General features: G+C 48.8%; 19 protein-coding genes. All 19 read right to left on the bottom strand.

Going from position 1 to position 21,601, the window contains the following annotated elements; all coding sequences use genetic code 11:
- Window positions 1–29: 29 nt before the first annotated feature.
- Window positions 30–1,307: a SpoIID/LytB domain-containing protein gene (locus tag HMPREF9453_RS09905; RefSeq protein ID WP_008860427.1), complete on the bottom strand. Its 1,278-nt coding sequence runs from the start codon at window positions 1,305–1,307 to the stop codon at window positions 30–32.
- A gap of 5 nt (window positions 1,308–1,312) precedes the next feature.
- Window positions 1,313–1,525: a DUF2905 domain-containing protein gene (locus tag HMPREF9453_RS09900; RefSeq protein ID WP_008860426.1), complete on the bottom strand. Its 213-nt coding sequence runs from the start codon at window positions 1,523–1,525 to the stop codon at window positions 1,313–1,315.
- Window positions 1,512–2,606, bottom strand: coding sequence for a Holliday junction branch migration DNA helicase RuvB (ruvB, locus tag HMPREF9453_RS09895; protein WP_008860425.1), 1,095 nt, complete (start codon window positions 2,604–2,606; stop codon window positions 1,512–1,514). Before ruvB ends, HMPREF9453_RS09900 begins: the two co-directional genes overlap by 14 nt.
- A 3-nt stretch (window positions 2,607–2,609) precedes the next feature.
- Entirely contained in the window at window positions 2,610–3,221 is a 612-nt protein-coding gene (gene ruvA, locus HMPREF9453_RS09890) for a Holliday junction branch migration protein RuvA (protein ID WP_008860424.1), read from the bottom strand.
- Window positions 3,218–3,715: a crossover junction endodeoxyribonuclease RuvC gene (gene ruvC / locus HMPREF9453_RS09885; protein WP_008860423.1), complete on the bottom strand. Its 498-nt coding sequence runs from the start codon at window positions 3,713–3,715 to the stop codon at window positions 3,218–3,220. The genes ruvA and ruvC overlap by 4 nt, the downstream gene beginning before the upstream one ends.
- Before the next feature lie 407 nt (window positions 3,716–4,122).
- Window positions 4,123–5,001 (bottom strand): aminotransferase class IV, encoded by an 879-nt coding sequence (locus HMPREF9453_RS09880; protein ID WP_008860422.1) that lies wholly within the window; start codon window positions 4,999–5,001, stop codon window positions 4,123–4,125.
- 74 nt (window positions 5,002–5,075) lie between these two features.
- Window positions 5,076–6,089, bottom strand: a complete 1,014-nt coding sequence (locus HMPREF9453_RS09875; RefSeq protein WP_008860421.1) for an electron transfer flavoprotein subunit alpha/FixB family protein — start codon at window positions 6,087–6,089, stop codon at window positions 5,076–5,078.
- A gap of 10 nt (window positions 6,090–6,099) precedes the next feature.
- Window positions 6,100–6,891, bottom strand: coding sequence for an electron transfer flavoprotein subunit beta/FixA family protein (locus tag HMPREF9453_RS09870; RefSeq protein ID WP_008860420.1), 792 nt, complete (start codon window positions 6,889–6,891; stop codon window positions 6,100–6,102).
- Between the two features lie 340 nt (window positions 6,892–7,231).
- The gene (locus HMPREF9453_RS09865; RefSeq protein ID WP_008860419.1) at window positions 7,232–10,654 is read right to left on the bottom strand and encodes a DNA polymerase III subunit alpha; all 3,423 of its coding nucleotides are present in this window, start codon (window positions 10,652–10,654) and stop codon (window positions 7,232–7,234) included.
- 1,277 nt (window positions 10,655–11,931) lie between these two features.
- Window positions 11,932–12,138 (bottom strand): hypothetical protein, encoded by a 207-nt coding sequence (locus HMPREF9453_RS12205; RefSeq protein ID WP_187368082.1) that lies wholly within the window; start codon window positions 12,136–12,138, stop codon window positions 11,932–11,934.
- A gap of 170 nt (window positions 12,139–12,308) precedes the next feature.
- Complete coding sequence (locus HMPREF9453_RS09855; RefSeq protein ID WP_008860418.1) at window positions 12,309–13,208, bottom strand: hypothetical protein; 900 nt, start codon at window positions 13,206–13,208, stop codon at window positions 12,309–12,311.
- Between the two features lie 30 nt (window positions 13,209–13,238).
- Complete coding sequence (locus HMPREF9453_RS09850) at window positions 13,239–13,706, bottom strand: hypothetical protein (protein ID WP_008860417.1); 468 nt, start codon at window positions 13,704–13,706, stop codon at window positions 13,239–13,241.
- A 49-nt stretch (window positions 13,707–13,755) separates the two neighbouring features.
- Window positions 13,756–14,289: a hypothetical protein gene (locus tag HMPREF9453_RS09845; protein ID WP_008860416.1), complete on the bottom strand. Its 534-nt coding sequence runs from the start codon at window positions 14,287–14,289 to the stop codon at window positions 13,756–13,758.
- 53 nt (window positions 14,290–14,342) lie between these two features.
- Window positions 14,343–15,023, bottom strand: coding sequence for a hypothetical protein (locus HMPREF9453_RS09840; RefSeq protein ID WP_008860415.1), 681 nt, complete (start codon window positions 15,021–15,023; stop codon window positions 14,343–14,345).
- Between the two features lie 112 nt (window positions 15,024–15,135).
- Window positions 15,136–15,753 carry a hypothetical protein gene (locus tag HMPREF9453_RS09835; RefSeq protein WP_008860414.1) on the bottom strand — a complete coding sequence of 206 codons (618 nt, stop codon included), beginning with the start codon at window positions 15,751–15,753 and terminating at the stop codon, window positions 15,136–15,138.
- Between the two features lie 26 nt (window positions 15,754–15,779).
- Window positions 15,780–16,520: a hypothetical protein gene (locus HMPREF9453_RS09830; RefSeq protein ID WP_008860413.1), complete on the bottom strand. Its 741-nt coding sequence runs from the start codon at window positions 16,518–16,520 to the stop codon at window positions 15,780–15,782.
- A gap of 37 nt (window positions 16,521–16,557) precedes the next feature.
- Complete coding sequence (locus HMPREF9453_RS09825; protein ID WP_008860412.1) at window positions 16,558–16,887, bottom strand: hypothetical protein; 330 nt, start codon at window positions 16,885–16,887, stop codon at window positions 16,558–16,560.
- A 197-nt stretch (window positions 16,888–17,084) separates the two neighbouring features.
- Window positions 17,085–19,955, bottom strand: coding sequence for a hypothetical protein (locus HMPREF9453_RS09820; RefSeq protein ID WP_008860411.1), 2,871 nt, complete (start codon window positions 19,953–19,955; stop codon window positions 17,085–17,087).
- The gene (locus HMPREF9453_RS09815; protein ID WP_008860410.1) at window positions 19,948–21,555 is read right to left on the bottom strand and encodes a hypothetical protein; all 1,608 of its coding nucleotides are present in this window, start codon (window positions 21,553–21,555) and stop codon (window positions 19,948–19,950) included. Before HMPREF9453_RS09815 ends, HMPREF9453_RS09820 begins: the two co-directional genes overlap by 8 nt.
- Window positions 21,556–21,601 lie beyond the last annotated feature (46 nt).

Below are 21,601 nucleotides of genomic sequence, written 5' to 3'. Positions count from 1 at the left end.
TGCAGAGGGCGGTGGTATCGCTGCCCCTCTCAATACATTTTTTCCACTTTTGTCCCTGAGTAATAATGGGTGAGAATGGTCTTATAGTAGTCTCTTCCATTGCCTTGTTTTTCCGCCATGGCTTCGGCGCCCCACTGGGAAAGACCCAGACCATGGCCGTAGCCGTAGCCGGTAATGATGAGATTGCTTCCCTTCACGTTTAAATCATAGAGGGTACTGTCCAGGCCATAGATGGACTGGAGCTTGTCTCCCGGAACGGTCCTGCTTCCCCCTTTGCCGATGAGGGTAAAGGTCTTCACCCTGCCGGAAATGCCCCGGTCACTGCTCCGGTGGGCTTCGCCTATGCGGAGCTTGGAGAGTTTGATGCCCTTTAATGAGCCTACGCCATAGCCATAGTTGCTCATGGTACGCACAAAGGAGGAAAGAGGAATGGTCTTTGTCCATGGATTTCCTACATAGGATTCTTTTACGCCCCGAAGATAGGGAATGACCGAGCCCCACACATTTTCGCTGTTTTCCGTATAGCCGCCGCCGCTGGAATGGAAAAGGGCATCAATGGGCTTTCCGCCGTAGGTCACAATTTCCCCTGCCGTTTCCCTCACCGCCCGGCTGGTGGCTTCCGTTTCGGAAGATATGCCGGAATAGACCTGGGACCGGGTATCATCGGTAACGTCATAGCCCGAGGAACGGTAGCCATTCTTATGGTACATGGCATAGGTCCTGGCTGCCACTGCCTGGGCTTTCAGGGCATCGGCCTTCCAGGACGGCACCGCTTCCGCCGGCACCACGCTCTGCAGGTACAGCTCCATAGGCACTGCATTCACTACGGTGACGCCGCTGCCCCAGGCAGAAGGGATAAGCTTCATCTGTCCCCGGTATCGGTTGCCCTTCACCGCAAAGGCAGGGGCGCTGTTTCCTGTGATGAGGTACACCTTTTCCCCTGCTTTTTTGCCATTCAAAAGGATGGTATTTCCGCTTCTGGAAATAGAAAGCCGCGTGCCATTTCCATATTTCCCTACCACCTTTCCTGCCGATTCCGCTTTGAAATCTGCAAGGCCCGTAATAGTCACCTCGCCGGAAGTAAGAAGCCCTACTTCCACATCAGGACCCAGGCCGGATGCCTTGTTTTCATCTCTTTTCGGCGCAGGCGCTGCCGCCTTCTTCCGGGGCACCGCCTTTCTTACGGCAGGGGCCTTGACGGAAATCGCCGATTTTCTATGAATGGGAATAGACTCTGCCTCTGCCGGCAGCACTGCCAGCGAAAAAGCAAAAGGAAGCAGCAGGGCTGTCCATAATTTTTGATTCATAATGATTACCTTCTAAAAAACAGATTAAGAAGAATGGTACCGATGACGCTGACCAGGATGCAGGAAATCACAGGAAAATAAAACTCCGTATTTCCTCTGGAAAAATGGATATCCCCGGGCAGATGGCCCAGAAAGGTGAGCCTGCCGCCGGCCATAAAGAAAAGGCCGGCCAGAATGAAAAGGACACCGATAATGATAAGTGTTTTACCGATCCCCATGATCTCCTCCAAAGAGGCTCGTTTCTCCCTCTTTGCCGGGCCAGGAAATTCCCAGATGGTCATAGGCTGCCGCCGTGGCTATCCGTCCCCGAGGGGTTCTGGAAATAAAGCCAATCTGCATGAGGTAAGGTTCGCATACGTCTTCAATGGTAGCCCTTTCCTCGCTGACAGCGGCGGAAATGGTATCAATGCCCACGGGACCGCCGTTAAATTTATAAATGATGGCCTTCAGAATTTCATTATCCAGATCATCCAGGCCGATTTCATCCACATGAAGGGCCTTCAGCGCTTCTGATGCAATATCGGCGGTAATGGCGCTTCCCTGTACCTGGGCAAAATCCCTTATCCGCTTCAACAGGCGGTTGGCAATACGGGGCGTACCGCGGCTGCGGCGGGCGATTTCTTCGGCGCCGCTGTCCTCGATATCAATGCCCAGAATATGAGCAGCCCTGGTAATGATTTTCTTCAGCTCCGCCGGTTCATAAAACTGCATATGATTGGTAATGAGGAACCGGTCCCGAAGAGGCGCTGAAAGGGAGCCTGCCCGGGTGGTGGCGCCGATTAAAGTGAAATGGGCCAGGTCGATGCGGATGGAACTGGCGCCGGTGCCCTTTCCCATGACGATATCCAGGGCGAAATCCTCCATGGCGGAGTAGAGGATTTCCTCCACATTCCGGTTCAGCCGGTGAATTTCATCGATGAAGAGCACATCATGGTCCTGCAGAGTAGTCAGAATGGATGCCAGCTCCCCCGGCCGTCCAATGGCAGGGCCGCTGGTCACTTTGAACTGGCTTCCCAGCTCATTGGCAATGATTTTCGCCATGGTGGTCTTTCCCAGCCCCGGCGGGCCGTAGAGAAGCACATGGTCCAGTGCTTCTTTCCTGGATTTCGCCGCTGCAATATATACCTTCAGGTTTTTCTTAAACGCTTCCTGGCCTATGTAATCATCCAGCCGCTGGGGGCGCAGGGAATTCTGCCACTCATCTTTCGGCGTTTCCTCCGTAGAAACGATGCGGCCCTTACTGCCCAGCACCTCTTCTTCCTCCTGGCCTCCCAGACTTTTTATATACTTATTATTCATCTATTACTCCCGGTTTTTTGCAAATTCACGGAGCGCGGCGCTGACCAGCTTCGACACATTATCATAGGAGCCTGAAAGCCTTCCCAGCACCGGCGTGATTTCATCCATTTCATAGCCCAGGCTCATGAGGGCCTTCACTGCCTCATCAGCTGCAGGATTTTCCTCTGCCGAAGGAGCCGCTGCACGACCGTCGTCGGAAAGAGGTTCCACCGAAAAGGCGCCTACTTTATCTTTCAGTTCCACCAGAAGTCTTTCCGCCGTCTTTTTTCCGATGCCCGGCAGCTTGGTGAGCCGGGTGACACTTCCTGTGGTAATGGCCCCTACAAAAGCAGAAGGCGTCATGGCAGACAGGATGCCCATGGCTACCTTGGGACCCACTTTGGAAATGGAAATCAGCAGGAGGAAGAGATCATACTCTTCTTTCCCCAGAAAACCATAAAGCAGGATGGCATCTTCCCGTACAGCCATGTAGGTCAGAAGTTTCGCTTCCTCCCCCTTTGCCAGCTGCTGCCTCGTCTTATCGGAAATAAAAATCCGATAGCCTATGCCGCCGGCCTCCAGAAAGCAGGAATCTTTAAATAAAGCAGTCACCTTTCCTCTGATATATCCAATCATTTCATTCCCCCATACAACTGACGATGTTCCACATGGTAGGCGGCAGTGAGACCGATAGCCAGTGCATCGGCTGCATCATCGGGATCAATGTTCTTATGGATGCCCATAAGCCGCTTCACCATTTCAATGACCTGTTTCTTTCCGGCCCGGCCATAGCCGGTCATCTGCTGCTTCACCTGCAGCGGTGTCACCGGCACGATAGGAATATTCTGCCGATACCCCGCCAGAAGGATGACGCCTCTGGCCTGGGCCACCTTGATGCCGGTGGTAATATTCGTATTGAAATACAGTGTCTCCACCCCCATGAACTGGGGACGATAAGCGGCAATGAGCTCACATATGCCTTCATATACAATATTCAGCCGCTCCAGGTCGCTCTGGTCCTTGTAGGTCTCGATGACCCCGTAATTCACCGGCGTAATGGACGTGCCCACCTTGTCCACCACACCGAACCCGCACCGTCCGGTGCCCGGGTCAATGCCTAGTACCCGCATAGTTCCTCCTGTTTCATGGCTGAAAAGTTTGTTCTTGACTGTTATATTATACCATAGTTTCAAAGGGAGGCAGAGATGGAGACACACCTTCGGTGTGAGGGTTCAGAGGGGAAGGTTCTTAAGATGGACCGGCCTTATGGCCGGAGGGTTCTTAGGTTTGACGGCCTTTCAGGCCGAGGGTTGTGGTGGCGGCTTCGCCGCAATTTTTAAAGGGGGCGATGAGTTTTATCATGTCACCACATGCTTTGATGCATGGAGAACCTTTTAGCTGCTCCCTCATAGGGCGCCCGCTTGGAAGCGTTTCCTTGGCCCTCATTGGGGAATGCAAGGGTGGTTAATTTTTCCCCACGAAAAAAAGCTGAGAAAAAATGATTGAACCTTTTTTCTCAGCTTTTTTTAACTGCCTGTTACGGCAAACCATCGGTCATGAGATGGTGGTAATGTTCCTGAATCTTTCTTGTCACCGTGCCCACTTTGCCATCGCCGATGGGCTTGCCATCGATGGCAACGACCGGCACAATGCCGTCCTGGCTGTTGGTGAGGAATACTTCTTCCGCATCCATCATATTGTCCAGACGCACCGGTTCTGCGCCGTCATCAATGGAGGTGACGCCGGCGGTGGGAGCTACGCGGGAGAGCACCAGGGAGCGAGTAATTCCGGGAATCATGAATTCATTCTTGGCGGGAGTCCAGATGACGCCGGCCTTGACGATGCACACATTGGAATGGCTGGCTTCGGTGAGAAGGCCGTCTTTGATGAAGATGGCATCATAGCAGCCTTTTTTCTGTGCTTCTGCCCGAGCCATCATATTGTTCAGCTGGTTCAGGGAGAGAATATCGCAGTGATGTCCGCGGTCATCATTCATGGTAATGCACTTGACGCCGTCCTGCACCTTGGCAATGCTGTCCAGGTTAATGGGCTTTGCATAGACCAGTACATTGGGGCGGAGCGCATTCCGGGAAGGAATGGTGAAATCGTGGTCGCCGCTGCCGCGGGTGACGATGATTTTCACATATCCTTCTGTAACTCCTGTTTCTTCGATAACCACTTCCACGATTTCCGTGAATTCATCAGGCGCCGTCACCGGGCGGATGCCCAGAAGGCGCATGGAGCGGTACAGACGGTCCACATGGTAGGAAAGGGCAAAGGGATGACCCTGGAATACCCGGATCCATTCGTAGCAGCCGTCGCCGAACTGCAGGCCTCTGTCGTCGGCACTGATGATTTTGGAGAAATCATAGTAGAAATTGTGATTGTAGTAGATGGTAGTTTTTGCTTCTGCCATACCATTCACCTCCAAAGTAAAATGGGAATGCAGGAAATCCTGCCGGTGAGAACTTCTATTTTATTATATCATTGTCAGGCCTGTTTTTCTGCCTTCCAGGTCTTCAATTTTTCTATGAGTCGGGGCATAAATTCTTTCAGGTCCGCCACAACCGCATAGTCTGCCATTTCCATAATCGGCGCCTTGGGGTCCCTGTTCACCGCAATGACAATGTCCGCGTTCACAGCACACATATGCTGCATGGCGCCGGAAATGCCAAGGGCAAAGTACACCTTGGGAGACACGCCTTTGCCGGTCTGTCCGATCTGACGGCTGTGAGGTTCCCAGCCCAATTCGGAAATGGGGCGGCTGCAGCCTACGGCAGCGCCCAGAAGGTCCGCCAGTTCATGAACCATTTCCCATTCCTCCCGGCTGTGGAAACCGCGGCCTCCTGCCACAATGACTTTGGCCGTTTCCACAGGATTTTCATCCTTTTCGCCCTGGATGATGGATTTCAAAACAGTGCCCAGATCCTCTTCATCAAGGGTCACCGGCACTTCTTCCACCGTGCCCTGGCGGGACTCATCGGCCTTGGGATATTTGAAAATCCCCGGCCGCACAGTGCCTACCTGAGGCCGGAAAAGAGGACTTACAATGTCGGCCATAATGTTGCCGTCCATGGCAGGGCGGGACCAGATCACCAGCCTTTTTTCCTTATCTGCCGAAAGCTCCGTCACATCGGCGGTGACACCGCATACCAGCTCTGCCGCCAGCCGGGGCGCCAGGTCTCTTCCAAAAGAAGTGGCTGCAAAAATAATGGTGTCCGGCTTGCGGTCTTTCAGAAACGAAGCCAGTACCTTCTGATAAGCTTTCCCGTCATAATGGGAAAGGAGCTTATGAGTGAGCACATAGACCTTGTCCGCTCCCAGGGGAATCAGGGATGCCGGGTCATCCTTCAGTGTTCCACCTACGAGCACCACATGCACCGTCTCGCCCAGCTCATCAGCCAGAAGGCGGGCTTCTCCGACCAGTTCCCCCGTCACTTTCTGAATCCCGCCGTTTACGAGAGCACCAATTACATAAATTCCTTTATATGTAGAAAAATCCATCATTGCCCTCCTATACCAGATTCAGCTTCCGCATGGCGCCAAACAATTCTTCCACTGCCTCTGCCGCCGGCTTTCCTTCAATACGGAGATTTTCCTTCTTAGGCGGCACCACAGGCCGCACCTGCCGCACCTGGGTAGGAGACCCTTTCATGCCGATACGGCCGGCATCCACCGGAAGGTCTGCTGCCGTGAGATTATGGATTTCCACTTCATCCTTCTTCAGGATGCCTTTAATGCTGGGATAGCGGGGCTTATTCAGCTCGCCGGTGCAGGTAACGACACCCGGAAGCTTCATGTCCAGCACTTCCAGGTCATCGCCAAACTGCCGCTCCACCTGTACATAGCCTTCTTTTTCATAGGAAAGGCCAATGGCAGCGCTCACATCGGAAATCCCCAGGGTCGCTGCGATTTCCGGCCCGATCTGGGCGGTATTGCTGTCGATGGATTCCATGCCGCAGAAAATCAGGTCAAAGCTGCCGATTTTCCGGATGGCACTGGCCAGGGTATAGCTGGTAGCCAGGGTATCGGCACCGCCAAAGGCCCGATCCGTCACCAGGTACGCCTCATCGGCTCCCATGGAAATGGCTTCCTTCAGCACCGCTGCCGCCTGGGGCGGCCCCATGGAAATCACAGTCACCCTGCCGCCGGTCTGGTCCCGAAGACTCAGCGCTGCCTCCAGCGCATTCCGGTCCATGGGATTCAGAATACTGTTTGCATTATTTCTTTTCAATCTGCCGGTAGCCGGATCCACTTCCATCTGGGAAGTATCCACCACCTGTTTCACGCAAACCAGAAACTTCATAATAACCCCCTTTGCAACAACTCCAAGGTTTCCTTCTTTAGAAGATTTTATCTATTTTAGTATATCATATGAAAAGCTTCCGCGGCATACTTATTTATGTACGGCCGCTTTGCGGCCGAGGTTCAAAAGGTTCAGAGGGTTCAGAAGGTTCAGCGGGTGTGGAATCGCCGCCTTTGGCAGCGATTCTTTATAACTTCCATGAACCAGCCCGCTCTGTGGGCTGAACCCATCGGTCAGTGCATCAGCACATGACCCATAGAACCGGGGCGTCCAAAAGGCGCCTGAACCCGCCTGATTCCGGGAATAGTGTTCCGAATTCCTTTGTACGACGGCCCCTTTCTCACTTCCGTCCTTCCACGCAGGCATTGCCCAGAAGGCCCTTCAGCGCTTCTTCCGCTTCTTCTGAAAAGTCCAGGAAGAACCTAGGCACCATGCGGATTTCCTGACGGGTCCTCTGGATATGGAGGAATACTGGCGTGTTCCCGTGGTATTTCAGAAGGATACGGCCCAGGGCATCGCTGACCATGTTATTTTCATGCCTTTCATCCACATAGAGATGGACCGCTGATACCGGCGGGCGCACTGTCTTATGGAAGAGGGAGAGGGGAATGATTTCGTCCGCCAGGATTTTGACTTCCCTTTCATTGGACTGTACCCGGCCTCTGATGCATATCGCTGCATCTTCGGTGAGCACCGGCCTTGCCTTTTCCCATACCGAAGGGAACACCACCGCTTCCAGTTCACCATCGTAGTCCTCCAGGGTCACATAGCCCATGGGGGCCCCCTTCTTTGTCATGGTGCCCTTCACCCGGGTCACCGTGCCGCCTACGGTTACTGCCTTTCCATCATATTTGGCACTTTCTGAATTCAATTTGTAAATAGGAATGCACTGGGCCATCTGCTTTTTGTAAGCATCCAGGGGATGGCCGCTGACATAGAAGCCCAGAAGCTTTCTTTCCCATTCGATTTTTTCATTCTGCGGAATATCCGGAAGGGGCGGATAGATGATAGTTTTCGCGCTGTCCATGTCGCCGAAAAGGCTCACCTGTCCCGATTCCCGGTCTTCCCTCACAGACTGGGCATTGCTCATGGCCTCCGGCAGCACCGCCAGCAGCTGGGAGCGGTTGCGGCCCAGGGAGTCCAGGGCGCCGCAGCGGATGAGGCTTTCGCAGGCCCGGCTGTTCAGCCCCCGGCTGTCCACCCGTTCCAGAAAGTCGCTGATATCCCTGAAGGGGCCTCCCTTCCTTCTGGCCTCAATGATGCCATTTACTGCATTTTCCCCTACATTCTGGATGCCGTCCAGTCCGAAGAGGATTTTATTTCCCTTAACGGAGAAATAGGCTTCCGAAAGGTTCACATCGGGAGCGGCGATTTCCACCCCCGCCCTTTTGGTATCGGAAATATAACGGCTCACCTTCTCCCGGTCGCCGATATAGCAGGTCATCATGGCCGCCATGAATTCCGGCCGGAAATGGGCCTTCAGGTACGCCGTCTGCCAGGCAATCCAGCCATAGCACACACTGTGGGATTTATTGAAGCCGTAGCCTGCAAAGTGGACCATGAGGTCAAAGACATAGTTGGCCGTCTTCTCATCCACCCCGTTCTTCAGGGCCCCTTCGAGGAAGGTATCCCTGTTCTTCTGCAGGATTTCCGGCTCCTTGTGGCCCATGGCGCGGCGCAGCATATCGGCCTGGCCCAGGCTGAATCCACCCATGACAGAGGCAATCTGCATGACCTGTTCCTGGTAGAGGATGACGCCGTAGGTTTCCTTCAGAATCGGTTCCAATGAGGGATGAGGATACTCCACCGGGATTTCCCCATGCTTTCTCTTGATGAAATCTTCCGCCATGCCGCTTCCCAGAGGCCCCGGCCGGTAGAGGGCCACCATGGGGATCAGGTCCTCGAACCGGTCCGGGTGAAGCTTCATGAGAAGGGACGTGAAGCCGGAGGATTCAGACTGGAACACACCGATGGTGTCTCCCTCGCAGAGCATGCGGCAGGTTTCCTCATCTTCCGTGGGAATACTGTTGATATCCAGATGGATGCCCCGGTTTTTCTCTATCATTTCCAGGGCATCATGGATGACCGTCAGATTTCGGAGCCCCAGAAGGTCCATCTTCAGAAGTCCCAGCTGTTCCACCTGATCCTTTTCGTACTGGGTCTGGATGAAATTGTCCTGGGTGAGCTGGATAGGCACATAGTCGTCTACAGGCTTTGAACAGATCACTACGCCTGCTGCATGGGTGCCGGAATTTCTTGACAGCCCTTCCAGGTCCAGACAGTGGTCGATGAGACTGTGCACCTGGGGATTGGATTCATAAAGCTCTTTGAATTCCCGGGAGCCCTCCAGGGTCTTTTTCAGTGTCACACCGGGACCGGAAGGCACCATTTTGGCGATCTTATCCACATCCCGAAGAGGCATATTGGTGACACGGCCCACATCCCGGATGACCGCTCTCGCCGCCAGGGTGCCGAAGGTAATGATCTGGGCCACCTGGTCCTTGCCGTACTTCCGGGCCAAGTAATCAATGACCTCTCCCCGCCGCCGGTAGCAGAGGTCCGTATCAATATCCGGCATGGACACACGCTCGGGGTTCAAGAAACGTTCGAAGAGAAGGTCAAAACGGAGCGGATCGATTTCCGTAATATGAAGGAGATAGGCCACAATGCTTCCTGCCGCACTGCCGCGGCCCGGACCGATGGGGATGCCATGGGACTTGGCATAATGGATGAAATCCATGACGATGAGGAAATAGTCAGAAAAGCCCATGTGCTCGATGACTCCCAGCTCATAGTCCAGCCTTTCCTTCTCCTTTCCCGAAGGATGGGGATACCGCTCCGGCAGCGCCTTCTCGCAGAGCTTTCGAAGATAGGTGGTGGACGTCTCCCCCTCAGGCACGTCAAAAGAGGGCAGCTTATGGTCCCCGAAGGTCAGGGTCACATGACAGCGGTCCGCAATCTTCTTCGTATTCTCAATGGCACCGGGATACTCTCCCAGAATGGCTTCCATTTCTGCCCCGCTCTTGCAGTAGAACTCATTATTGGCAAAATGGAAATGGTAGGGATCATCTAGCGTTTTTCCTGTAGAAATACAGAGCTTGATTTCCTGACTCCCTGCATCTTCCTTCCTGGTGTAGTGGAAATCGTTGGTGGCCACCAGACCAAGGCCATACTCCCTGGCCAGCGATGCCAGCACCGGACGCACCGCCGCTTCTTCCGGAAGACCGTGATTCTGGAGCTCGATGAAATAATTGTCCTTCCCGAAAGTATCTATATAGAACTGGATCACCTTCCGGGCCTTCTCCATATCATGGTTCAGAATGGCCTGGGGCAACTCGCCGCCTACGCAGGCCGACAGGGCAATGAGGCCTTTATGGTACTTTTGCAGCAGCTCATGGTCCGCCCGGGGTTTGAAATAATACCCCTCCGTCCAGGATTTGGAGCAGATTTTGATGAGGTTCTGATAGCCCTCATTATTCTCCGCCAGAAGAATCAGATGAGCCAGCTTCTCCTTCTCTCCCCCTGCCCGCTTCTCAAACCGGCTTCCCCGGGTCACATAGACCTCGCAGCCAATGATGGGCTTGATTCCCTGGGCCATGCATTCCTTGTATAGATACACCGCCCCATACATGACCCCATGGTCCGTAATGGCCAGAGCCGTCTGCCCCATATCCTTCACATGGGACACCAGTTCCTTAATGCGGCAGGTGCCATCAAACAAGCTGTATTCTGTATGCACATGAAGATGAACGAATGGATCCATGGTCCCTCCTGAAATCATTGAAAAAGGTTTTTGTTTTATTGTATCACAATGAGGGGATAAGGGCTTATAGGAAAGGACACGCCTTCGGCGTGAGGGTTGACGGGACTTCGTCCCGAAGGTTCTTAAGTTTGACGGCCTTTCAGGCCGAGGGTTGTGGTGGCGGCTTTCGCCGCAGATTTAAAAAGGGGGGGCGCGGCTGGCGCCGCAGGTTGTGTAAAAGGGTTGCGTCGCTTCCACTCAGGGGGCGACAGCGCCTGCGGCGCTGAGGGTTGTGGTATCGCCCCCTGGACGATGAATATAAAGTCAGCGTTACGGGAATTGACTTTCTGTGTCATATGGCATGATACGCATTCTGGTGATTGACTCACTGCGTTCACCACCAAAGGGGGGAACTGCGGAATGGTACATGAAATATATGCCTCTCTGTTTTTCCTCTCCATACTTCTCGTTTCCCCTTGAGGGGAAGTCCCGCGAAGCGGAAAAGGGTGTACGGGGCAGAGCACCGATAGGATGCTCTACCGCGGTCCTGACCGCCAATCGGCGGCCTGTGTCATTTTTGTTTCTTACCTTTGGACACACCTTCGGTGTGAGGGTTCAGAGGGTTCAGAGGGTTCAAAGGGTTCAGAGGGTTCAAAGGGTTCAAAGGGTTCAGAGGATTCAGAGGGTTCAGAGGGTGCTGGTGGCGGCTTCGCCGCAGATTATAAAAAGGGGCGCGGCTGGCACCACAGGTTGTGTAGAAGGGTTGTGTCCCCACAGGGGAAACGACTCACTATGATTTGTTCGTCGCTGGCGCTCCTTCATCCTCTGCTGTCACTGACTCACTGGATTTTCAGGTCGCTGATGCTCCCTTACAAATCCAGTTCGCATAGTGCATCCACTGCTGTCACTGACTCACTGGATTTTCAGGTCGCTGATGCTCCCTTACAAATCCAGTTCGCATAGTGCAAATCATGTTCGCTGTGCATCGCTTCGCTCAGGGAGCAAGGAAACTAGAAAATTAGCCGCCTTTCCCATGGATATGCAAGGCTTTGAAACTTCCACGCATCGAAAGTTGTCCCTTTAATTCATACATTCCTAATTTTTATTTAATATCCATCTTTATCTGATACAAAACTCCCTATTTTTTCAAACACAGAGTCGGTGCTTTCCCGAGCCATCTCCGGCTGGAGCCGAAAGACTTTTTTCTCATCTTTGGCAGGGTGCCAAACTTTTGGAGCATAAAAAAATGGGGCTCCCGAGAGAGTCCCATCTTTTCTTAGTTCTTAGAAGAGCCGCAATTATTTCAGTTCTTTAATTGGAAATGTTGTTAAAAGCAAAGTTATTGATTTTATCGGTGCTTTTCTTATTCCAGTTTCACCTATGTTGGCTATTTCAATATAATTTCCAGTACTATTCGTTGAATTTTTATCGAATTTTCTTTTAAACGCACTTGTATATTTTATCACTTCTACATCAAAAGCTAAGAAGTATATATCTATCTGCACGCCTATGCAAGATAAACATGACCCAGAAATTTATGTCTTTTATTTCAGTAAGGTATTCACAACTTTATGGTCAAATTCCTGCCTCCTATAAAATATTCCTGAAAACATGGGATGATAAAAGGAAGCATTGACAAACGAATGCTTCCTTTTATCATCCCATTATTACTTTATTAATAAAGAGTCTTGCCACCCGTCAGCGCGCTATAAGACTGATTGACCCGCTTCACATAGGTCAGGTGCTGGTTGCGATACCCCTTAAGTCCGTTTTCATAATAAGTTTTCTCGTCGTCTGTCATTTTCTCCCATTGGATTTCTCTTCCGAAGCCTTTAGCCCGAGATACCTTCATATCTCCAACATCCTGAATATTGGTCAACTGGAAGGCGCCGCTGTCATTATCCCACTGTATGTCTGCCGTCTTGTCAAGCACACGCCAGGCTTCTGCATGAGAAACATTGGGCGGCCAAAATTCAAAGGTATACTCCATTTTAAGGATGCCATCTTCCACATAGAAGCGAAGTCTATGACCACCTTTCTTTTCACCCCAGTCTTCCGCATCCGGCATGGGAAGCCCTGCTTCCTTCATTGAAGTAGGCGTAATATAAGAAATGAACTGTCCATCCTTTTCTCCCACGAGCCAATAGCCATGCTGAGTACCACTGTTTCCATTGCTGTCATACACAATAGACCAAAGGCGATAAGACGGATCAGACACCTGCACTTCCGTCACTTCCACACGGCCATGTTCATAGGGAGCATCTTCGCTGTCATATATTCTTTCCTCACTGTCCTCCGGTGTAATATAGAATCCAGATGCTTTGCAGTGCATAGTAAAATGATTTCCTTCTGCTCCTTCCAAAACACAGGATGCACTTGGTTCATCTCCCCTGGTTGGCGGATAAATAGTCCTCTTCTCACCTAAAGCAAGAATACTGATTTGAGGTTTTGCAGGTTCCGTCTGGGCTGCGTCTCCTCCATGCAGTAGGCCAGACCAATAAGCTGGTACCGCTGCCGCTGCAGCACCCATGACCACCACAGCAGAAATCAATATGACTTTCAATTTCTTGTCCATTGCTTACTCCCCTTTCCGAAATAAACCATTCTATTTATCCTTCTTCTGCTGATCCAGCACGTTTCCGGAAGGAAGCTTTGAAATTCTGGATACCAGCTCAATAGCTGCCAAAACCATGCCTATCGTCACGAGTGGCGGAACAACAACAGAACCTGCCAACAGTACAAGAAATACAGGAAGCTTAACCAAGCCCCAAAAGAGGCAAGCTATGCCTTCCCACACATGGTCAAAGAAATGGATGATACCAATAAAATTGCTGATAACTGAAAATCCTCCCCCAAGCTCCGGTCCTGCCACTACGGAAACAACGAGAGTCATTACTACATCAAAAATAATGGGTAATATGTAGGTACTGGCATAGCCAGAAATGAACCCATCTTTCCACGCTACGAAATCAGAGCCGAATGGAATTACTGATATAAGCCACCCTGCCGGCTCGTACAGAACAGTATACACGAATTCCAGCAGTCCTAAAAACAGAGAGATAATATCACTCATTTGCCATCCCCACCTTTACCCATCTCAAAGCCTTTTCCTTCTGGCCCCATTAAAAGGGCGCTGGAACTGCAGGAGAATCATCCTCCAGATCATAGGATTTATTAAATGCCATCTCCCAGTATTTCATAAAAATCAGGCTGGTTGGATCTTTGGCATGTTTCTTCAAATCCAGTCCTACAAACTGATGTACTGGCATGTTCATAGTATTTACAAACACCACATTCTTAGGTGCCGATGCTCTACGGATAAAAGTATACACCTCCACCTCAGCCTTTTTATCATTAGCTTCCCCTACCCTGGCCAGCGCCATAAGCATGACATCCTGATTATCAGGATCCATGCTTCTATATTCTTCCAGAGCATGAGGTGTCGGCTTAGCCACATATACCTTTTTCCCATTCTTAGCCGTCCCTGCTAAAGCAAACAGGCTATCTGTCTTGGCGGGAGCCGTTTGTGTTACGCCTCCATCTGTTGTTCCGGACGTGCTGGATGCAGCCAATGCAGTACCGCTTCCAAACATGCCTGCTGCCAGCACGATAGCCAAGATACCTTTATAGCTTCGTTCCATTCTCATATGAATCATACTCTCCCTTTTTTCGAAAAGCTAATATACCATTGATGCCCAAGTACCAATCCTTACTTCCTAAGAATTCCACGATTTTGCAATGCATTCACCCTATTATAAAAGTCGACTTCCCTCTTATTGCTGTTGCTTACGCGTGGTGAAATGATCCGGTATCCCGTAACGATGCCTCTTCTCAGATTTGTTTCGGAAATACGGTAGATAGAGAACTGTATAAGTGTTTCATCCGAAGCCAAGTATTCAATGACATCCACTTTGCTGGCCCAGCCAGCCCATGTATGGTTATTCAGATAAATACCTTTATCATCACCGGGATTGAAGCCCATTTCTCTGAAACCCTGATAAATACTTTCATTGGTGAAGCTCAGGTAATCCACACTGTTCGTATTAATACCTCGAACCGGACCATAAACATTCATGACATCCGCCACTGTGCTCCTGCCAATCTTAATACCTTTATCCGTAGTGCCTTTCCGAAAGAAAATATCGTAGATGTAATTACTTCCCGTATCAGTCAGCACTGTAATGCTTTTGTCTTTAGAATTATAAACAGATTCATACTGGGTTCCACCTGCATAGCTAAACCCATAGTTGTTCAGAAAAGATACTGCATCTGCCGTTGGCTGGACTCCATCTAGAAAGGTATATGTGTCAGCCGCCTTTGCTGGCAATGCTGCACCAAAAGCAGCCAGTACCATGCACGCTCCCAATACTGTTTTCTTCAAAGTATTCATTTCTTTCTCCCCTTTGCCAATCCTTTGCTGCTGGTCTTTTATATTATATACCTTTATTATTACATGCTTTATGCCCCGATGCAAATTTTTCGGGGCATGCCTGACATTCCTGCTATTTTGTATCTTTGAAACGACCTTTGGGGAATTCCAGATCATTTTCAAGGAACTGCTTCAGCTTCAGCAATTTAGAAGACTGCTCCATATTATAGATACCAACCCCATCGTTACCGGCTCTTTTAGCAAAAGCTTCATAATTCACTGCCTCCCCCTTTCCTTTTTGAGGCGTGCGTCCCATGCTTTTCAGATAGAGGTCATTATTCCGTTTTATCAGTTCATCATGAATTGACCCGAACTTGGCCTGGTCCTGATGAAGTGCCTTTACATTGGATTCAACAGATTTGTATACCTCATTCACCGCATCCATTGCATCCTGACCTTCCTGCAGTGTGTAATCATTTGACATCCATGACAAATTTCCCGGATGTTTTGCCGGATCCAGTGCCCTGTATTTCACCGGATCCTTCTTGTAGTACTCACCCAGTTTCGCATCTGCATCGCTCAGTGCTTTACCGTTTGCATCCACATCTTTTTCCACTTCTGCAATTTTACTTTCATAAGCATCATGGAGGGAAACCTGTTTCCCGTCGGAACTGCATCCTGCCATCACCAGAGACGCACAGGCCGCAGCACCAACAAGCATAAGTTTCAGAGATTTATTTAATGTATTCATTTTCTTCTCCTTTCTGACTGGAACCTTTAGTCTTTAATGTCATCATGGAATTTGATGTCACCGGTCAAAGTGGGATGCGGTCCAAAGATATGTCCGTTTTCCGCTTCTGTCTTCCATTTGTTATCAATAGCCTTCCGGTACTCGCTGATTGCATTCCGCATACTCTTTTCATACTCTTCAAGTGCTCCTTTCTTTGCCCTTGTAAGCGTAATGGTTTTTCCTGCCGGGTTCGTCATCTTCAGACTATCCTTCTTATCATCAAAGAAAATCCGATAATTCCCGTTCCTGCCAAATGCAGTAATCACATTGTCATTCTTACTGCTCTTGTTGTTCTTGCTGTTCTCATTTTCATCTGCAAAGGACTTATACATAAGATAGTCTGGATAAAGCGTATATTCATAATCCGTCAAGCCAAATGTTTTTTCCTGAGGCGCTTTCTTAAAACCTGCAATAGCTCCCCACATATCCGTAGTATCTACCAGGCACTTTACACCGGAATCTGTTGTATCCGGGCCATAGCCGGAATAAGTACGTACACGATACTTCTCCCCATACGAGTAAATCACATTGGTGACTTCATAGCGGCCCCCTTTCTTTTCAATGACCACATTCTGGAAGCCTGGACTGTCAAACTTCTTTTCGGGTTCAAGTGCAACCTTATCCTGGGCGGTCCACTCTCCTTCCAACTTGCTTGTGCCACATCCCGATGCAGTAGCAAGCACCGCCGCTACGGCCAAAGCCATCATACCGATTTTGATCCTTTTCATATTGTCCTCCTTTAAAATTTCCTTCCTGCCAAATCATTCAGATTTCATTTCCGAAGTAGTCATAGTATCTGCCTTCATGAACGCCACAATCACCACCCTCAGCAATTTCTCTCAACCAGTTATCGTATGACCCAACAAATTCACTGGTTTCCATTATTCTATCTTCTGGTTCATCGTAACCCAGAAGTGCTTCCCGCTCACGTTTTCCTAACTCATAACGTCTCATTTCTTCCTCACGTTCGCGTTCTTCCTCACGTTCACACGCTTCCTCGTATTCTCGTTCTTCATCATATGCGTCTTCACATTCATCTTCGTATTCTTCTCCCGCTCTGTTAGCCGTTTGGTTAAAGCTCTTGTTTTGAGTCATTGTCATACCTCCTTGTAAAAATGAAGCCGGTGTCTCGCCAGTCTTTCAGCTTCGCTGTTCTTAATTTACATATAGTATAAAGAAAAGTATGATTTTGCACCGTAACAAGTTAATATTAAATTTCTATTTATCTGTAATTTTTACCTATGCAGCAAAAAACGCCTGCGAAGCAGACGTTTCAGTAAATAGTATGTATTTCAAAGATCCAAGCCGCAGTAATCCCTGTTCAAATGAATTTCCAGCCGCGGATTTTCTGCATATGCGTAAATTTCCTTTACCCTTGCCACGGAGCCAAACACCTGGGTAAAACGGACGGGGATGCCTTTCTTCCTGATTTCTTCTGTATAAGCATCAATTCTTCCATGATTCCTCTTCCAGGATAATTTTTCCCTAGAGGGCCAAATTGCGAGATCATAGGAATGACTGTGCAGTAGGACAAGCTGCTCCTTTTCTCCTTCCTTTCCAATCCAGGAGCAAAGAGGGATTCCTAAGCTGAAATAAAAAGATGGATGACGGAAATCCATTTGTATACCGGAAGAGCCAGGTATTTCATCATTTCCCGTCGCAGGAACCGCCCATTTCTCTTCATCTCCATCTGCCTGTCCTCTGTACACTGTAACTGACAAGTCCCCATTTTTATCTTCCCACACGATCAGCTCCCGGTCTCCCTGTTGTTTCTCACGAATAAAAAACAGCCTGTCCGCTTTAAAAACCACTTCCTTGATTTCCGGAAACTGATGGTACCAAGGTACCGATCCGCATTCACCAAAAGATAAACACTCTCCTGTCATAAGAGACACATCAAAGTGTGTAGATATTTCTCCGTCCATCTCCGCCAGATAGGAGTAATACTGATCTCTGTGAAAGCCTCTGATTCTTCCTGGAAGGGATGCTTCTGCCCAGCTATTAACCTGCTCAATATCCCTGTCTTTTCCCTGCAGTTCCATGGTATACGTATCTGTCTTTCCCTTATGAGCCCTATCACAAACTTTCTTGATCCAGTTGTCCATATTCCTGCTGTCCCTTGCCTTTGGAGAAAAATTACCTATGTATGTCTTGATACTTTCCTTATCCAGACAGAAGAATAAAATCTTAACCAGCATCCATTCCTTCTTCTCAAGCCCTGTAAATGTATAAGGTTTTAAAGGTGCCCGGTAATAGTCAAATAATTTTTCCATAAATTCTCTGTCTGGCATCATCTTCTCATGGGATTCCTGCCCCTTATTGATTGACATCTTCTTTACCTTTTCCGGAAAAGACAAGCTGACCGGACATGTGTCAATCCCAATATTCGCTGCCGCCCAAAACAATTCCAACTTTGCAGAGAAATCAAGTGGCAGCCTCTCTCTTTGCACCTTCAAGTCAGCAGCTTTTTGCTTCCACCAATAAGAGACATCTTCTTTTCGCAGGATGAAATCCGCCGCTTGGCGAAGAGCAAATTCTTTACCTTCCCATAAGTTTGCTTCCGACTTATCTGTAAGAAACCTTTGGCATCCAGGGATTCCCGCAAAAAGGCCTTCCCATTTTTCTTCCGCTTTCTCCCATGACCGGCTGTCATCCAGAAGGAAAGGAATTGCATCGGGATACCGCTTCTCCATATCCAGCCGGAAATTAGCTTCGCCTCTCACAATCATTCGTTCCTGCCGTACCAATTTGACCAACGCCGTCCAAAGGCCTTTATAAGATTCCTCCAGCTGATTCCAAAACTGTTTTCCCCTATTTTTATCGTTCTCCAGAATATCCTTCAGAAATAATTTCTGCCTATGAAAAATATCCTGCAAATCAGCTTCAGAATCTGCATGTTCCCAAATAGCTGAAATCGTACTTTCCTCTGCCATATGATTCATCCATTCCTCCAAACCAGGCTCATACGCCCATTGAAGGGAAGATTCCTGCCCTGTTTCTCTCCAATCCAAACGATTCTTGGAAAGAATCTGATCCCAGAAATCACAGTATTCTGCTATCTCATTGGGGAGCGGATCCGTTTTAGAAAAAACTGCGGCACTTCCATGAAGAAGAGCCCAAAGCTTCCAGTTATCTTTGATTTTGTGCAAAATCCCCTGACCCAGTTTACCGCTGAAGGTCCACCTGCCATCTTTTTTTTCATAACCATAAGCATGGAAATCAGAATCTGCCATATGAGATTCATCCAGAAAGGACAAGCCTGTTTCCCTGACCAGTTCCGTTATTTGCCTAAAAAGATGGTTAGCCTTTTCATAGGATATCCGACTCTCGCTTCCTGTCAGGTATCGGGCAAGAAGGCAGTCCAACCATTCTTCTACTGGCTGCTTTTCCATAAGCCTTTCCTTTTGTCTATCAGAAAATACCTTTTCTGCAGCGTCATCACGGGCATTTTTGAAGAATCTGCTTTCCTCATTAGACAAGCTTTCACCAGGTAAATTCTTCTCAAAATGACTAACAAGGGATTTCACATAATTAACAAATTCCGACTGGCTCAGCCGTTTTCGCTCCGTTTCCAAAGAAGCAGAAAATATCTTTTTAGCCAGCTCCATTTCTTTATCCCGGCATCTGTTAAGCAATTTTTCTGTATTTATGTCCGCTCTGTCGCAGCCCAACTTCTTCAAGCAGGAAGCCAGCACTGCTTTGTCTGTATCTGCTGGCGGCAGGCCAAGGATATCTCCCATGCCCACTATCTGACCGGTCAGCTGGCTGATCGCACAAGCCAATGATTTGGCAAAAGCCAGCACAGATACCGGTTTGCTGAATTGATGAGTCAGATTTCCATTCCATGCTCCCTTTTCGCCTTTCATATAATCGAGAATATTACGAGATGAAGTGCTGCACTCCATCTCCGCAAGTTTGATACGAAAGTCTTTCTCTGACCGACATAGTCCATGTGCTGAAGCAAAAACAAACCAGGCATGTATATTAGTACTGATAGCAGCATCAATGAAAGCAGGGTAAAAGCACGTAATCACTAATCTGCGTGGATGTGTTTCGTCTCCTTCCAATTTGTAGACACCTGCATCATCCAATCTCCCTGTATGTCCATTGTATAAAGGAATCTTCCTCCAAAACTCCTCATCATAACTCCCTCTTTCAGTCATGGTACTCCTCCTTTCCATAAATACCGGTAACTGCATCTTTCATATAAGAGTCCACCTTTGACATATTCTCCATCATGCCGAATGCCAGCATGAGCAGCACATAAGGGCCATTTTTACTATCTTTCGCCAATCGTGTAAGAATATTTTCTGAAAGGCCATCACTTATAGCCATGAAACAGGAATAAGCAGCAGGCTGTAACTGACAGATTCCATTCTGTATGCATTTCTGCAGCTCCGGCTCACTGGATAATTTATTTTTAAAAGACTGGACTAACTGCCCCAGCTCCAGTTGCGGTGAAACAGGCTTTCCTTTCTTCCAATTTTTCCATGGTCCCTGGCTAAACAATTCCCAAAGGATTCGACTGCAGCCAAAATATATCCGGAATACAGAACTCCTCGCATCCTTGCTATCATATCCGCCGCTGCCCATCGTAAAGGAAGATGCATCCATGGAATACGATTTCAAAGGATTAAAGCCAAAGGCATCAAAACATAAGACTCCTATCAAGTCCAAAGAATGGGACCTGCGATCCACCTTCCAGCTCCGATTTTCACCTTCTTTGTCATACCGACTGTCCAGCCAATGGTATCTGGCTTTTCGATACACCTCATCTCTGCTTTTATTAAATCTTTCCTTGTGATACTCAAAGCCTCCTTTCCCATTCTCCGGGAAAAGAACATCTGTCTTAAAATCATTTTGTATTACTTTTAACAGTTCATCAGCCATGTATCGAGCAAATAAAAAGTAATCAAGTTGTGCTCTCTCATTGTCTCCGGACTCACGGAAAAGTGCATCTACCCGATCTCCATTCATTTTGACAACCAGCTCCCTATAAGATGAAAGGTCCTCCATTCTCTGCCTGACGCCATGGTTACGTTCTTTCTGCCCCAGGATTTCGTGAATCATGAAACTGTCCCTTTCAGCATTTGCCATTTCATTGACAGCCTTCAAATCCTCCCAGCGGAAAGATTTAACAGTTCCGTATTTTCCCTTGACTTCAGCCATGAAAGGAGCCTGGTCAAAAATATTTCTTTCCTCCTGTGGCTTAGCCGCCGCATCTCTGGCATTTCTGTCAATGCATATATGCAAAGACTCATCCTTAGAGCAGCTATCCTTCAATGCATCCATAATCGGAGAATCCAGCTGCGGAAGATGAACCAGATCCTCCAACGGCCTGTGATAATAAGCACAAAGCAGAAATAAAGTCGGTAAATTCATCCGTCCCTTATTTCCCGCAGCCACCTTTGCTCCTGCCCAATTATTAAAAGACTTGTCATGAATTTTCTCCATGCCAAGAAGGTTTCGAATTTCCCCTAAAACCTCCTCCTCCCCCTCCGAAGGAGTGTTTTCTTTTCCCTTAAGCAATACTCTTTCCAGCTTTTCTAAAAGAGAAACAAGCCTGGGATTCTCAGTAGGACAGTGTATTCTCTTTAAGGCAAAGTTCTTGATCATTGAATCAATGGATTTGTCCATCTGTTCAAGCTGCTTATCTAAATAATTGTCCACTTGATTCCAGCCATCATTGCCGTTAAGCCCCTTACATGTCTCCCTCACCAGATAATAAAAGTTATCGGTTGTATTTTTATTTCCATATGCCATCCTGCACTTTCTCCTTTCATTCCGCCACATCTTTCTTTATCTATAC

This window comes from Dialister succinatiphilus YIT 11850 (assembly GCF_000242435.1).
GTDB lineage: Bacteria > Bacillota > Negativicutes > Veillonellales > Dialisteraceae > Dialister > Dialister succinatiphilus.
This window is presented reverse-complemented; position numbering and strand designations above follow the sequence as displayed.